At 47.1% G+C, this 14,297-nt stretch carries 14 protein-coding genes and 1 pseudogene; 6 read left to right on the top strand and 9 right to left on the bottom strand.

The features are described from left to right. Window positions 1–70 precede the first annotated feature (70 nt). Entirely contained in the window at window positions 71–2,146 is a 2,076-nt protein-coding gene (locus tag NDI48_17225; protein MEP0832915.1) for an ATP-binding protein, read from the bottom strand. Between the two features lie 838 nt (window positions 2,147–2,984). On the opposite strand from NDI48_17225, the gene NDI48_17220 reads away from it, so the two are divergent. Beyond that, a complete protein-coding gene (locus NDI48_17220; protein ID MEP0832914.1) occupies window positions 2,985–3,869 on the top strand; it encodes an alpha/beta hydrolase in 885 nt (294 codons plus the stop codon). Here the strand turns inward: NDI48_17220 and NDI48_17215 are convergent. Further along, window positions 3,866–4,771 (bottom strand): YihY/virulence factor BrkB family protein, encoded by a 906-nt coding sequence (locus tag NDI48_17215; protein MEP0832913.1) that lies wholly within the window; start codon window positions 4,769–4,771, stop codon window positions 3,866–3,868. The genes NDI48_17220 and NDI48_17215 overlap by 4 nt on opposite strands. Window positions 4,772–4,899: 128 nt before the next feature. Here NDI48_17215 and NDI48_17210 point away from each other — a divergent pair, with 128 nt between their 5' ends. Beyond that, window positions 4,900–5,667: an aldolase/citrate lyase family protein gene (locus NDI48_17210; GenBank protein MEP0832912.1), complete on the top strand. Its 768-nt coding sequence runs from the start codon at window positions 4,900–4,902 to the stop codon at window positions 5,665–5,667. A gap of 205 nt (window positions 5,668–5,872) precedes the next feature. Next, entirely contained in the window at window positions 5,873–6,541 is a 669-nt protein-coding gene (locus NDI48_17205) for a 2OG-Fe dioxygenase family protein (GenBank protein MEP0832911.1), read from the top strand. Window positions 6,542–6,704: 163 nt separating this feature from the next. Here the strand turns inward: NDI48_17205 and mazG are convergent, their stop codons facing one another. Next, a complete protein-coding gene (mazG, locus tag NDI48_17200; GenBank protein MEP0832910.1) occupies window positions 6,705–7,547 on the bottom strand; it encodes a nucleoside triphosphate pyrophosphohydrolase in 843 nt (280 codons plus the stop codon). 189 nt (window positions 7,548–7,736) lie between these two features. On the opposite strand from mazG, the gene NDI48_17195 reads away from it, so the two are divergent. Further along, a complete protein-coding gene (locus NDI48_17195; GenBank protein ID MEP0832909.1) occupies window positions 7,737–8,030 on the top strand; it encodes a hypothetical protein in 294 nt (97 codons plus the stop codon). Window positions 8,031–8,477: 447 nt separating this feature from the next. Here the strand turns inward: NDI48_17195 and NDI48_17190 are convergent, their stop codons facing one another. The 3 genes from NDI48_17190 to NDI48_17180 all read right to left on the bottom strand — a co-directional run bounded on the left by NDI48_17190 (window position 8,478) and on the right by NDI48_17180 (window position 12,101). Next, window positions 8,478–9,437 (bottom strand): glycosyltransferase family 2 protein, encoded by a 960-nt coding sequence (locus tag NDI48_17190; protein MEP0832908.1) that lies wholly within the window; start codon window positions 9,435–9,437, stop codon window positions 8,478–8,480. 104 nt (window positions 9,438–9,541) lie between these two features. Next, window positions 9,542–10,702, bottom strand: coding sequence for a hypothetical protein (locus NDI48_17185; protein MEP0832907.1), 1,161 nt, complete (start codon window positions 10,700–10,702; stop codon window positions 9,542–9,544). A gap of 100 nt (window positions 10,703–10,802) precedes the next feature. Next, window positions 10,803–12,101: a pentapeptide repeat-containing protein gene (locus NDI48_17180; GenBank protein MEP0832906.1), complete on the bottom strand. Its 1,299-nt coding sequence runs from the start codon at window positions 12,099–12,101 to the stop codon at window positions 10,803–10,805. A 223-nt stretch (window positions 12,102–12,324) separates the two neighbouring features. Here NDI48_17180 and NDI48_17175 point away from each other — a divergent pair, with 223 nt between their 5' ends. Beyond that, window positions 12,325–13,200 (top strand): NAD(P)-dependent oxidoreductase, encoded by an 876-nt coding sequence (locus NDI48_17175; protein MEP0832905.1) that lies wholly within the window; start codon window positions 12,325–12,327, stop codon window positions 13,198–13,200. Between the two features lie 11 nt (window positions 13,201–13,211). Here NDI48_17175 and NDI48_17170 read toward each other — a convergent pair whose 3' ends face one another. From NDI48_17170 to NDI48_17160, 3 genes and pseudogenes are all read right to left on the bottom strand, one after another. After that, window positions 13,212–13,436: a hypothetical protein gene (locus tag NDI48_17170; GenBank protein MEP0832904.1), complete on the bottom strand. Its 225-nt coding sequence runs from the start codon at window positions 13,434–13,436 to the stop codon at window positions 13,212–13,214. A gap of 35 nt (window positions 13,437–13,471) precedes the next feature. Then, window positions 13,472–13,627 carry a hypothetical protein gene (locus NDI48_17165; GenBank protein ID MEP0832903.1) on the bottom strand — a complete coding sequence of 52 codons (156 nt, stop codon included), beginning with the start codon at window positions 13,625–13,627 and terminating at the stop codon, window positions 13,472–13,474. 16 nt (window positions 13,628–13,643) lie between these two features. Then, window positions 13,644–14,012 (bottom strand): annotated as a pseudogene (locus NDI48_17160) (IS701 family transposase). Between the two features lie 28 nt (window positions 14,013–14,040). Here NDI48_17160 and NDI48_17155 point away from each other — a divergent pair. Beyond that, complete coding sequence (locus NDI48_17155; protein MEP0832902.1) at window positions 14,041–14,262, top strand: hypothetical protein; 222 nt, start codon at window positions 14,041–14,043, stop codon at window positions 14,260–14,262. Window positions 14,263–14,297 lie beyond the last annotated feature (35 nt).

Below are 14,297 nucleotides of genomic sequence, written 5' to 3'. Positions count from 1 at the left end.
GTAACAGTTCGCTCATCTACGGAGTTCTTGAGTCAGGGGTCATCGGTTCCCCATTACCCAATCCCTATGACTAACTTTTCGACCATAATCCTCTTTCTGTTTTTGACTGAGGTTCTGGGGGACGACTGCTAATCGGCACGGTGAAGTGAAACTGACTTCCCTGATCTTTACCTGCTGAGTCTGCCCAAATTTTACCGCCCCATCCCTTGACAATTTGACGACAAATTGCTAATCCCAAACCTGTGCCGCCAGCCGTGCGTCGCAGGGCACCTTCTTCCTGATAGAAGCGATCGAAGACATCTTCTAGACGGTTGGGTTCAATCCCTCGCCCCGTATCGGCTACAGTGACCTCTAGCATGGCACCCCCGTTAGTCTGGGTGCCAATGATCACTTCCCCTTGCGGACTGGTAAATTTGCAGGCATTGTCTAGCAGTTTGGCTAAGGCTTCTACCAGCCACTCGCCATCAGCACGAACCAGAGGCAGGTCTTCTGGCACTTGGACGGTGATTTGGGGGAGTTCACTCACCGACCGACGAGCACGGATATTACTCAGAGCTAGTTCCACACATTCTTGCAACGAGAGAGGTTCTGGGTGCCATTGCACGCGACCACTTTCTAAACGCGAGAGGGTGAGGAAATCTTGAATCAGTTTCCGCATCCGTTCAGCATCGGTCAAAGCGGTGTTAAGCATAATCTGACGCAACTCTGATGGCATATCCGGCTCGCTGGCGAGACTTTCTAGGCAGACCTGGATGGTAGAAAGGGGGGTGCGTAGTTCGTGACCGGTGATCGCCACTAAGTTGCTGCGAGTACGGTCAAGCGCTTCGAGTTGTTGATTCAAATCTTCAAGGTTGGCGTAGGCTTGGGCTTGAATCAGAGCAACACCCACTTGAGTGGCGATTGCTTCCACCAGTGCCAATTCATCCTCTTGCCATCGATAAGGCTGTTCTCCACAATGGTGCAACTCCACCATGCCCAACAACTGACCCTGATACAGCATCGGCACCATCAGCACAGAGCGAATCGAAAACTGCTGCATCAGATCTTTTAAAGAGATGCTTGGCAAAGGGCGCTTATTTCCTTTGGACTTCACCGTTCTTCGTTCAGGCAGCGTTGAGCGTGAGGGTTTAGCCTGATTTAAGCGAGGATCGTCTTGAGTATTTTCGACATAAACCGGTTCCTGATGCTGTACAACCTCCTGAAATAGGCCATTATCTTGTAAGGGCCAACTCTGTCCTCGTGTGGGAGCAAGCTGTACCTCACCCTGCCTCGGCTTTAAGAACTCATGGCTAATGGTGGTAGTCCCATCCGTTGCCTTGCAGCAGTAAATCACACACCGACAAGACCCCAAAGCTTGTCCCAACTCCTGCACAGCAACTTCCAGAATTTCCGTGGGATTCAGACTGCGCCGAATGGCTGCCGTAATTGAATTGACCAGTCGTTCTTTCTGTTCTTGAGCCGAGATGGAACGATAGGCTTTGAGCAATTTGTACTGACCTGCCTGCAAGTAAGTGACCAAGCGCTGGACAAAGGGGTCAGGATTGAGAGATTCTGAGAAAGATTGTGCCGCCGAGTCACGCCGGGAAAAATCCCCTAAGTACCTGAAATTGGCCTCTGCTAGTTTTGCCGCCAGTTCAGGTCGGTATACTTCAATGCGATTCAAGAGTAACTCAGCCGCTTTCTGGCTGACCATTCGGTCAAATGTCCAGATTCCCTCAAAGCGTCGGGAGGTGTCCATCTCCGAGTTCGGACTCTCAGCAACCTGCGCGAGTCGTTCCCGACAAATCAGGCAATTGGCATAATGCTGCCCAATCACCACTAAATGCCATTCTTGACTCAGGCCATCTTCTGGGTCGAAGGCTACAGTTTCGTATACATCCGAGCTATTTTTAAAGTCCGTCTCCGGTGCCGCTAGTACATACAATTGAGAAGTCCGTTCGGCAATTCGTCGATATCGGTGTGCTTCCTGACGGTAAAATCGCTCTCTTTGAAAGTTAGCAATTACTAAAGGCTGATCTGAGCCTGCCAAAACTTGATCTTCCATGGCATGGGAGAGGGCGGTCAGAGAAGTCTTGAAATATACTTGTTGCCGCAGTTGGGGCATGGCTTGTAGTAAGCTAGCCAGTACGGAAGTCGTAATATTCATTAATAGGTTTTTAGGCTGTATCCAGGCATTATCGAGTTTGTACGGCACCGATGATTGGGGTCGCCGGATTTTCTCTAATGACCGGCTCACCTATCGTTAATCGGATTCTCTTGAGAGTGGTTCAGGAGCGCTTACGCACCCGTTTACGCACCCGTTATTGATGAAAGAAACATGATTAGAATTTCTCCCCCTCCCCTTCACTAAAGCTCGGTTCCCCAATCTCCCACCCTTGTTTTTTGAAAGAGTGGGAAAAGTGTTTGCCCCGCCTCGTGCATTTTTGACCATAGCTATCCCCTAGGGCATTGCCCCTGGTTAGGCAGATTCTCGTATCTGCTCTATCAACTTATCGTACAAAACAAAGGTATAGTACAAGGCTAAGTTGCAGGGAGAATTTGCAAAAAAGACCTTGGCGATCGCGTCAAGTGCCTATTTGTAGACTCTTGAAGGCGTTTGACCTTAACTCAAGAGGATGCAGGGAAATCTTTGATCCCTTGTTCAATTGGTCACAAGTCCCTGGATTTATCAGTCAGGGCAAGTCCATGCGCCAAATCAAAATCTGCATCATGCCTTCAGAGAGTGGAGGTAACAAATCTCTATATTTAGAGCTTAGACGGCTCTGAAAAATGAGGGGGAGAGAGTGGGTAAATCAGCCTTCAGGTTTTCGGGGTGTACTTAGGTTCAGCGAGTCTGTGAGAAAAGTCATGCGATCGCCCAACACCATCAGCCTGAAAAAGTCTGCCTATCACGGACAAGGGTAAAAATTATACCACAAAAGATAGTTTTATTCGTCATCCCAAATAAGCCAATAGTTAAGGAGTAATTCAAAACTAATCCCTATATGTTTGACTACTCCAGCACAACAGCCCTGATGATTGAACAAGCTAAAACTCGCGAAGACGCTTTGCCACTTCGTAATGAAAATTGCCGTTCAAAATTCTTTTTGCAACCCCATATGCCTGCAAAAGTTTTCCTTTTTTTTCACGGTTTTACCGCTGGCCCCTACCAGTTTGAGCCACTAGGAGAAGCCTTATTCCAATCCGGCTACAATGTCATCGTTCCATTGCAACCCGGTCATGGAATTGCAGGAGATTGGAAGGGAGATAATCCCCCTCCCTTAGCAGAAGACGCCCAAGTCTATAAACAATTTGTGCTGGAGTGGTTACATCAAGCTAAATCTCTAGGGAAACAATTGATAGTTGGAGGATATTCCACTGGCGGTACCTTGGCGGCTTGGTTGGCTCAAGAATATCCTCAGCATATTGAAAAAACCCTGCTCTTTGCTCCCTACTTGAGCGGTATGAACAAACTTGTGGATTGGCTGGTAGAAACTCTTCCGTTTTACTATGAGTGGCTGAACAAAGACAACCCAGGAAATTTTGGTTATGAGGGTTTTCCTATCCCTGCCGCGAGGATTTTTTTAGATATGGGACAAGAGATTCTTGATCGCGCTAAAACTACTCCTGCCACACCGATGTTAATTGTTTCCAGTGCCAGCGACCAAGCCACTAACCTGCACGAACACCAGGAGTTATTTGAATCCGTACTGACTTATCAACCTAAATCCTGGTATTACTGCTTTGATAAAAAGCTAGATATCCCCCACACCATGATGACCGAACTTGAAGGAAATAAATACCTTGATCAGCTCCTCACCCTGGCTAAAACTTATATAGAAAGCGAGTTAACCTGGACTGAGATACAGAAAAAAGGATTATTAAGCTAATCGGCTTCCTCACAAGAAGTCTGAGGGACACGCATGGCATACTCAGCCGGAGCAATTTCTTGTCCGCCACTTCTAACATAAACCTGGGTAAATTCGGCACCCAAAAACAAAATCTGAGCGGAATAAAAAACCCAGGTCAGGATAATCACTAAAGAGCCAGCCGCACCATAAGCGGAAGCCAAACTTGTTTTACCCAAATATAACCCCAGCAGAAACTTACCGATATCAAATAGCAGGGCGGTGAGCGCAGCACCCATCCAAACATCCTTCCAGGCAATTTTGGCATCGGGCAAAATTTTAAACATCATTGCAAACAGCAGTGTGACAATGCCCAATGAGACGAAAAAGTTGAGCAAGTGCCATAAGTAGGTAAAACCGGGTACTAAGTCCCTCAAATAATTACCTGAAATCACCAGGATTGTACTGATCACTAACGACACGAGCAGTAAAAACGCAATCACCAGAACCATCGAGAACGATAACAAGCGTTGGCGAACGAAGTCGATGATGCCATTTCCTGGTTTCGGTTCCACCTTCCAAATTCGGTTCAGTGACTGTTGAAGTTGACCAAAAATCACACTTGCGCCGGAAAGCAGGAGGATGATATTGATCAGGGTGGGGATAGGGCCTTGACTGGGATCGAGCTGACTGGCATTTTCAATCGCCGTCTGGATGAGTTGAGCACCATCTTTGCCAATCAGTCCTTGCATTTGCATCACGAGCTCACCTTTTGCCGCTTGTTCACCAAATACGGCTCCTGCAATTGCAATCACAATAATCAATAGTGGTGCTAGAGAAAACACCGTGTAATAGGCTAGCGCGGCTGCCATCACGGAGGCTTGATCTTGTCTCCACTGAGAAAATGTTATTTTCAACAGCAGCCAAATTCTTCTGATGCTCATCAATACAGGCTCTTACTCCTAAGGTCACCGTTGACTACCCTAACGTCATTGTTTCGCAATCAGAAGTTCTCAGACCAGCCCCACGAGAGATACTTTGAATTGCACCCCCTAAAGCAACGACATCAATGATTCGCGAAAACCAACTGAAACGCAAACTCCAGCAAGGTGAAGTTGTACTCGGTCTGTTTGTTAACTGTTCTTATCCGGGATTTGTGGAAATCTGTGGACATGCAGGTTTTGACTTTGTGGTTATCGATCTGGAACATGGCCCCCTTCACCCCTTGGTTGCGGAAGACCTCTGCCGTGCCGCCGATAGCGTGGGCATTTCCCCCGTCGTGCGTGTCGGGAAGAATGACTCTTGGCAAATTCAGCGTGCGCTCGATATCGGGAGTGCAGGCGTGCAAGTACCACAAATTGAAACCCACACAGATGCCGTATCTTGCGTCAAGAGTGCCAAGTTCAATCCCCTCGGTTCGCGAGGTCTTTCTTTTTACACTCGCGCTGGCGTTTACACGGCAGCAGGGGCGCAAATTACAGACAAACTCAACGCAGAATCCCTGGTAATCATTCACGTTGAAGGCATACGGGGGGTAGAGAATCTGGCAGAGATTGTCAGTGTCCCTCACATTGATGTGATTTTTCTCGGCCCCTACGATTTGTCGCAATCCCTAGGTATTCCCGGTCAGGTGCGTGATTCCCGTGTGATTGACCTGATGCACCAATGTATTGATACCATTCGCAGCGCGGGAAAAGTCGTTGGCACCTTTGCCGACAATCCGGAAGCAGCCAAGCAGTGGATTGATGCTGGCATTCAGTATATTGCCCTAGGCGTAGACGTTGGTATCTTCCTTCGAGCTTGTCAGGGATTGGTAAAAGCGATACGGACTGAAGCTTAGCTCTAGTTTCAGTCCTGGAAGAGTTCTTTTTGGGTGGAAGCTTCGTCTACTTCCATTTCGCCTGCTAAAAGAAAGCAATATACCATATTCCAGGAATTTCTGTAGTCTATTAGGCAACACTATAATTTTTTTGTTCTATACTGAGGATATAAACCCCTTTAAGGAGAAACCCATACGGGGATCGGGGTATAAGGGTGAAAAAACCATGCAAACCATATCAGGATTGACAAAATTAGAGTATGCCTTTTTGTTTACGCTGAAAAAGGTAAACTCTATAAAACTGGATAGGATTAAGCAATTTTTTACCAATCTTCCGGTTGACCCCTATATCAAAGGTCAGTATCGCTTCAGAAGATTTTCTCGATTTACTGTATCGGGGAATGAGTTAGTCAAGCTTCCTCATGGCTACTTTTTGCAAAGTAAGGAATATAACCCATTAATGGGCAATCTGAAGAGAGAGTTTGAAGAACTCGAAGATGCTCTGATTAAGCTAGAGGAATTTCAGAAACTGGTTTTAGCCTTCACTGATTCTTGTAAACTTCATCCAGAAGCTGAAATTGGAGTTCATCAAATCAGGATAACCTGTTTGCCAACGAATTTTGGCAATCCAGCACCTGAAGGAATTCATCGGGATGGGACGGATTTTATCGGTATATTCTCAGTAGATAGAGACAATATTCAGGGTGGAGAAACCCATCTCTATCTACAGAGAAAGGCAAAGCCTGTGTTTAAAAAAGTGCTGAATCCAGGGGAATTGCTCTTAGTCAATGACCATGAATTCCTACATTTTACGACTCCTGTTAAGCCCCAAGTAGAGCAGCAAGGGACAAGGGATGTTTTTGTTCTGACTTCTCCCAGTTTAATTTCTGATTAAATGAGAATAAGCTCGAATCATAGTGAATCAGAAATAGGATTTATTTAATCTTGATAGGTGATTTATTAAATAGGTAGGGGACAAATAGATAGATACTCCCGTTAGAATCTATAGGGTTTAACGGGAGTTTTTTTGCGAACTTTCTCACTAACGTTGAGTGCAATTAACGCTCCTTAGCAAGTCTGGCTTTAGCCTGCTGCCAGAGAGTTTCCAACTCATCCAAGGTATAATCCGAAAGAGGTCGGTCTGCAACAGATTCCATTTTCGATAAGCGTTGAATAAAGCGATCATTAGTTCCGTGCAACGCTTCTGAAGGGTCGAGGTCGTACCAACGCGCAATATTAATCAGGGTAAAGAGTAAATCTCCGAGTTCTGCCTCCTGTTCAGCTTGATCTTTGTGCTCAAGTGCCTCTTTGAATTCCGCTAATTCTTCGTTAAACTTGTCCCACACGCCCTCAACGTTCTCCCACTCAAAGCCAGCCGCTGCTGCTTTTTGCGAGATTTTCATCCCTCCCATTAAGGGAGGTAGGGTTCGGGCATAGCGAGTCAGTTTGCGACTGAGGAGATGAGCATCCCCTGTTGTTTCTCCTTTTTCTGCTGCTTTGATTTGCTCCCAGTTTTGATTGACTTCTTCAGCATTTCGGACTTTCACATCTGCGAACACATGGGGATGACGCCGGATCAGCTTTTGGGTAATGCCTTGAGCGACTTCTTTGAGGGTAAATTGATCGGTTTCACTGGCAATTTGGGCTTGGAGGACGACTTGCAATAGTAAGTCTCCTAGTTCTTCTGCGATCGCGTCTTTATCCTCACTGCGAATCGCATCAACAACTTCATAGGCTTCCTCAATCACGTAAGGTATCAGCGTTTGGGGCGTTTGCTCCAAATCCCAGGGACAACCCCCCTCAGGCGATCGCAACTGGGCAACGACTTCAATCAACTGTTGCAGGGCTTGTAATACCGACGCTTCAGTCATGAGCTGAGTTTGCTCGTGGGAACCGGACATAAAGGAAAACCAACAACCATTTAACTATTCTTCACGAGATTCTCGGCCTTGCCAATCACAAGGTGTGATCGGATCAGGAGTTGTTCAGATGGCTTGGGAGTCTAGGGTTCAATCAACCACCGAAGGCGGCTGAAGCTGCGATCGCAGCTTCAGCCGTGTAATCTTTTAAAGTGGTGACAAATTTTGGACATCGTGAAATTGATTGCCCTAGTGTTGTTCCTGACGTTATGGTTGGCAGCGCCACTTCCGGCGTTTGCTTCCTTTTGCCGCCATTCTCATAACCACTCCATTTGCATCCTGAGTATTAAGCGCAGTGCTAAGAATTATTGGGAGTATAGGGCAGCCGTGAGTATTGACGGGGTTAAAAGGCCCGTAGAGATATACAATTGTCGCGATCGCATTAGGGTTCGTCCAGATGGAACCTTTGTGTGGTTCGATGCTCATGGTGCAGGTGAGCTGATTTGTAGTTTCCTGCAAAGGTAGTGTTCAATTGACTACAAGCTATGAACCCAATTGCCTAAAATGAGCCAAAGCTAAAGTTGAGTTGGCAATTAGAATAGCGGTATTGAAATCGCTAACGTGAGGGTGCCTGTGGGTGACAACGTTTTGATGTTTTCCGAGCATTGGCAAGATTGGGTAACGGTGTTCGGGTATTTAGCCTTTGCTATGTTCATTGCATGGCGCGTATTGACTCCCAAGTAAATGTTGTAATGCTCCAAGCAAAAGCCTAGCTTGGCTAGCTGAAGCGACTTGCACTGGGGGATTACCCTTGAGACACGAGCGAATTACCAGTTGGGAGAACCCAATTGAGCAAGCCGTTTGGCAACTCCAACAAGCGATATCACATCTCGGTTAAAGCATAATACTTAAAGATGCCGTGCCCCTACCTCAGCCCATCAAATTATCAGGATTGGTAGGGGATAGACTGGGTCAATTTTTGTAAGCAGAATGGGGTTCAGCAAACCCTCCCACCTCCGATAACACATACAGGGGTCTGCCCTTTACCTCTTCATAAATACGCCCCACATACTCACCCAAAATACCAATACTCACCAACTGCACCGCACCCAGAAAGAACATGGCAATCATAATGGTTGCCAATCCTGTCAAGGGGGAAGATGGGGCAACAATGCGCCAATAAAACACGAGTATCGCCATCAGAACTGCCGCCGCTGCCGCGAGTAAGCCGAGGTAAGTTGAGAGACGTAACGGCACTCTAGAAAAGGAAATCAAACCAATTGCCGCTAAGGAGAGGGACTTGCGAAACGTGTACTGCACTTCACCCGCAAAGCGGGGGTCACGTTCAAAGCAAACGCAAGTCTGCTGCAATCCCACCCAGGAACGCAGTCCCCGAATGAAGCGGTTGCGTTCTGGCATGGAATTGAGGACATCCACCACTTTGCGATCCATCAAACAAAAATCCCCCGTATCCAGGGGAATTTCGATATCTGCCAAACGCCGCAGGATACGATAAAACAAATAGGCGGGGAGGCGCTTGAGCCAGCTTTCTTTTTTGCGCTGAGTGCGTTGGGCATAGACAACTTCGTAACCTTGTTGCCACTTTTCCACAAGAACCGGGATTAATTCGGGTGGGTCTTGTAAGTCGGCATCCATCACCACGATCGCATCACCGCGCACAAAATTGAGACCGGCGGTAACAGCAATTTGATGACCAAAGTTACGAGCGAGACTAATGTAGCAAATTCGCGGGTCTTTCTCATGCAGTTCTCGCAACAGGGAAAGCGTGCGATCGCGGCTACCATCATTCACTAAAATGACTTCCACCGGTTCCCCTAGTTGATCGATCACCGCACTTAACCGTCGGTATAGTTCCGCAATACTCTTTTCCTCGTTATAGACGGGAATCACTAGGGAATACTTGGGGCGCACAGTTCATCTATCCTTGGAGTCGGGTAATCAGTATTGAGTTACAGAATATCAAGCAAGAACGCCCACTGCTTCTCGTGCTGGGATGAATTCAGGCGCGAGCGCCATTAGGCTACCCAATACCACCAAGCAAACAGAATAGCAAAGCGTACAAGCATAACAGCGAATAAGCCTAGAGTCAGGTATCCCCAACGGGGATGACTGGCGAACAACCAGCCAAGTCCTAAGGCGATCGATACGATTCCGTAAACGTAGCGGCTGACGGAACTGAGAGAGCCAGTCGCTAAAACGATCCCTAAAGAACAAAAACCATAGGCCACAGCAACAGGAGGAAGTTTGGTGCGTAAGTGCCATAACAAATAACCTCCACCCCAAAACGTGACGACTCTCAGTAAATTTTCCTCGTCCAACTTTAAAGCTTTGATCAATACCCTCAACCAATTCGGATGCTGCCATTTCCAGGCTTGCTGTACATGTACGAATGCTAATGGATCTGCAAAATCAATCGCACAATACAAACTGAATAAGAGCAGTCCACCTATAGCCGCAAAACCAGCAATGTAGGCAATAGTCGGTCTTTTTTCCTTCCAGGCCGCGATCACAAAGGCCGGAATCAGCGCCACCCCTGTTGAGCGAGTGGCCGTTGCCAGTGCTCCCCACAAAGCCGCCTTGGCATACTGACCCTGATCGAACGATCGCAAAGCGGCGGTTGTGACCAATAGAAATAATCCTTCCGAGTAAACAACCGTTCCATATAAGGAAAATGGACACCAAGCCAGCACGGCTGTTGCCCACCTTGCCACACTAACGCTATAGCGATCTTCCGCCCAACGGTACAACAGCCACAGCGCACCCAACAAAGCTAGATTATTCACCAATGTGCCTGCGACTTGAGACGGTAAGCTGAGGCTCATCACCGCCCGGATGGCTAAGGGAAACAGGGGAAAAAAGGCGATCGAGTGGTATTTTCCATCCGGGGCATAGTCGTACCCTAGGGTGGCAATTTTTCGATACCAAGCTCCATCCCAGTGAGCGAATAGGTTCCAGCTACTTTGGGGAACGAAGCCGGGAGTATAATCCAGGGGCAGGGTGCCGCTATGAGTGACTGGTGGAATGTGACTGACGGGAGCAAGCAGTTGCATCGCAACGATGATGACGAGTCGGCTCAGCAGCCACATGGCAATGACGAAAATCAACCCCTCCGCCCATGTTTGGGTCTTGAGCCTGACTTTGAAACCCTCTGTTTCCCCCGGCTCTATGGTTTTCATAGTAAAGAATTGGGATTTGTGATCACAGGCTCAGCGGCAAGCCCTGTGAAAATTTTAAGCCGATAATACTAAAGATAGATGTATCGAATCCTTAAAATCTCTAGCGACCCAATTTATTAGGAAGTCCGTCACAGCCACCGGGAATCGTCCTACGAGAACGCTCACCACACCAGTAACAGCAGTATTTGCGCTCTTGTTCGTCCAGCCGCTGCACGTCTGTAAAATCAGCATTTTCCACCACCGTGCCAGTGTGTGCCCCCGTGTGGTAGTCGGGGCGTTTACTGCGGCTGCGCGGACTGGCGGTTTCCAGGGAGCCATAGAACAGACGAACTCCCTTGAGATCCGCACCCGAAAGCTTGGCTTCGTACAAAATCGTTCGTGACAGGTTTGCTTTGACCAAATCACAACCGCTGAGATTGGCTCTTACCATATTTGCCTCGCTCAATTCCGTCCAGCGCAAGTCTGTCCCAGACAAATCGGCTCCAGCTAACATAATATTCAGCTCAATCACGCGCACCCCTTTTTCGCGATCTTCCTGGTAACCTCCGTTTCCATCGAGGATCGGGCGTCCTAAGTGGGTATCCCGTTTCAGGGGCGTTAACAATCGAGATTGAGACAAAAACCGCAGAACTTTTGCTTTACCTAAGGGATCGACACTACCCAAGATCGCAGCCGTACGTCCTTCGGAAAATGCCCGTTCTTGAGGCCAATCTTCTAGCAAGCCTTCGTCATCTAAAGCTAAGTCACAGACACCCTGAAAGTAAGCATCAATGGTTTGCTGTTGGGTAATAACGTTTTGCTGAATGGTTAGGTCTTTAGAAATGACATATTGTCGCCATGCAATATAAACGGCAAGGACGGCAATCATGATTTGACCTAAGGCTCCAATCCATTCAGCCAGCGAACCAATGGAGTCAGAGTCAATGCTCTTGAGGACTTGATCAAAACGTTTTGTGACACCCGTCAGGGAGGCTAAACCCACGATCGCAGCGATAACTCCAAAGACAGCCACGAATTGCGATCGCTCTTCCGGAGATAGCGTTTGAATGAGCGATCGCTTCAAAGGAGGCCAAATCACGGGTAGCGACAGCAACAACGTGACAATCGCTCCCGACAGGCCAATCCAGAAGTTATTGATCGATAACCCCAGAATCAGAATTGCGATCGCCACGAAGGTAATCAACGGAAGCAGCGATGGGGTCATATTTTGAGTCACACTCGGTTGGTTGCTGCGATTCGATAGCGGCAGGATAGACAACGGACTTGCCTCTTGAGGTGGCGTCACTTCTGCCAAAGAGGAGTCAAGAGCAACAGGATTTAAGGCGGTACCATAGTCACTGGAACCATTCGGATAATCGGTCGGCGGACTGGACTGAGGAGGATTGGGCTGATTGGTCATCGTGTTCCCAGACAAATAGGCGGTGTGGAATACAGCGCCATAGATATACTTAGAAAATTTTAACGAAGTCAGAATTTAGCACAGTGCCCGACAATCAATTTCTCAGGCTCGGCTCTAGGCATTTTTTTAGCTTCTAGTCAATAATAGTATTTTAATTTTTATTGATAAAGTGCAAATACCCTGTGTGGTTTAATCGTAACCTTGATTTGTGTAGCACTCACCCATGAAAAAGCTCTTAGTTACAGGTGCCAGTGGTTTTTTGGGATGGAACCTTTGCCAGCTAGCCAAACAAGAATGGGATATTTATGGCACGTCTTTTTCACACACTGTAGAGATTTCAGATATCACTCTTCTGAAAGTTGACTTAATAGATTTTGAGGAACTCAAGCGCATTTTTCAGGAAATTCAGCCAGATGCCGTTATCCATACAGCCGCGCAATCCAGCCCGAATGTTTGTCAAAGTAATCCTGAGGAGTCCCATGCGATTAATGTAACGGCATCGTGTAATCTTGCAGGGCTTTGTGCGGATTATTCTATACCTTGTGCTTTTACTTCAACGGACTTAGTTTTTAATGGATTAAATCCTCCCTATAAAGAGACGGACTCCGTGTCTCCTGTCAACTTATATGGGGAACAAAAAGTCATGGCAGAGGAAGGGATGTTAGAGCGTTATCCGATGACGGCTATTTGCCGGATGCCGTTAATGTTTGGTGTAGCTGCACCTCCAGCTCAAAGTTTCATGCAGCCATTTATTCAAACGTTGAGAGAGAGGAAAGAACTAAGTTTATTCACCGATGAGTTTCGTACTCCTGCTAGTGGAACCACAGCAGCGAAGGGTCTTTTATTGGCATTGGAGAAGGTGAATGGACGCATTCATTTAGGTGGGAAAGAACGGATGTCGCGTTATGAGTTTGGTCGTTTATTAGTAAAGGTGTTTGAACTGCCGAGTGAAGGGTTGAAAGGTTGCAGGCAAGCGGATGTAAAAATGGCGGCGTCAAGACCTCCCGATGTTTCTTTGGATAGTGCAAAGGCGTTTAATTTAGGATATGCGCCGTTATCGTTGCGGGAGGAATTGGAGGCGTTACGGGGTCAGATTTGATATTCTCTGATTTAGCCAATCGCGAAAATGGGAATGATAGAGACGATAACGGAATGGGGCAAATATCGGGGAAGATAGAACAAATTTGAGCTAGCGGCTTGGCTGTTAGGAGCGATCGCATCTGGGGCATCAATGGCAATGATCAGCGGTTGGTTGGGTTCTAGGGAATCGCTAATTTTCTGAAGTAACAGCGACAGAAACCAACTCCCCTCCGTAGCGTTATCGGGTAGGGGCACACTATATTCCGTCCCTACATCTGGGTAATAGTTGATTAATTGAGTGCAGATATCCCAGAGAAATTGGTCAGCACGATTTTTGCCTTCAATTTGGGCGCTGTAATAGATAACGTGGGGATTTTCGGTAACGTATTTGGCGAGGATGGCAGTTTTGCCGCTACTTTAGGGTCAACGATATCCGTTGGTTTCATATTTAAAACCTTAGCAATAAGGTAATCGCCAGGGACCAAGGGAAATGTAAAGTACAACTAGGTGAAGTCCTCGTTTGCCGTTGTAAACTCTAATCAGATTGCCTAGTCCCTTAAACTGGCCTGTCTTCTCTAGAGTTGTCATATCAAGTATGACTTGTAAAGTTGGACGGCGACCAACTCCTGTGTGTGCGTTGATTTGTTCCAATACTGATTTACGTACAGCTTTAATCACAGCACGAGTTGACCAATTGTACTGATTGAGAAATCGCGAAATCGCACTGGCTGATACGCTCTTGCTGTATTCTGGCAAGGATTTTCCCGTCGCTTCTAGAAATAATCCCAGTACTGCTCTCAAACTATTGTGTTGATATCGACTAGGCATTAATGACTCTAGCAACATCAAAGAAGAAATTATGCGAGAATTATTGCGCCAAGTTCGTCAAAGCTATAACCTCGCTCTTGCCATCACCACAGCATCTGCCCTCATGACTTTATCCGGTGTTGGACTTCTTTATTTAGACAAAGTACCAGAAGCCAGCCTAACAACAGCAGGAGGAGTACTGGCAAGCCTTCATAGTGTCCAGTTGGCGAAGGAAGCAAAAGAGGAACTACGTCAGATGATGGATGAGGATTGAGCAATACCTAACTGAAGTAAGGGCACGACAATGTC

Source organism: Microcoleus sp. AS-A8, from assembly GCA_039962225.1.
GTDB lineage: Bacteria > Cyanobacteriota > Cyanobacteriia > Cyanobacteriales > Coleofasciculaceae > Allocoleopsis.
Note: the sequence above shows the minus strand (reverse complement) of the source record. Positions and strands in the feature narration are given on the sequence as shown.

Bases quoted from the DNA above. Each gene is read 5' to 3' on its own strand.
- NDI48_17225 (MEP0832915.1), bottom strand. From the start codon at position 2,146: ATGAATATTACGACTTCCGTACTGGCTAGCTTACTACAAGCCATGCCC.
- NDI48_17220 (MEP0832914.1), top strand. From the start codon at position 2,985: ATGTTTGACTACTCCAGCACAACAGCCCTGATGATTGAACAAGCTAAA.
- NDI48_17215 (MEP0832913.1), bottom strand. From the start codon at position 4,771: ATGAGCATCAGAAGAATTTGGCTGCTGTTGAAAATAACATTTTCTCAG.
- NDI48_17205 (MEP0832911.1), top strand. From the start codon at position 5,873: ATGCAAACCATATCAGGATTGACAAAATTAGAGTATGCCTTTTTGTTT.
- mazG (MEP0832910.1), bottom strand. From the start codon at position 7,547: ATGTCCGGTTCCCACGAGCAAACTCAGCTCATGACTGAAGCGTCGGTA.
- NDI48_17185 (MEP0832907.1), bottom strand. From the start codon at position 10,702: ATGAAAACCATAGAGCCGGGGGAAACAGAGGGTTTCAAAGTCAGGCTC.
- NDI48_17180 (MEP0832906.1), bottom strand. From the start codon at position 12,101: ATGACCAATCAGCCCAATCCTCCTCAGTCCAGTCCGCCGACCGATTAT.
- NDI48_17175 (MEP0832905.1), top strand. From the start codon at position 12,325: ATGAAAAAGCTCTTAGTTACAGGTGCCAGTGGTTTTTTGGGATGGAAC.
- NDI48_17165 (MEP0832903.1), bottom strand. From the start codon at position 13,627: ATGAAACCAACGGATATCGTTGACCCTAAAGTAGCGGCAAAACTGCCA.
- NDI48_17155 (MEP0832902.1), top strand. From the start codon at position 14,041: ATGCGAGAATTATTGCGCCAAGTTCGTCAAAGCTATAACCTCGCTCTT.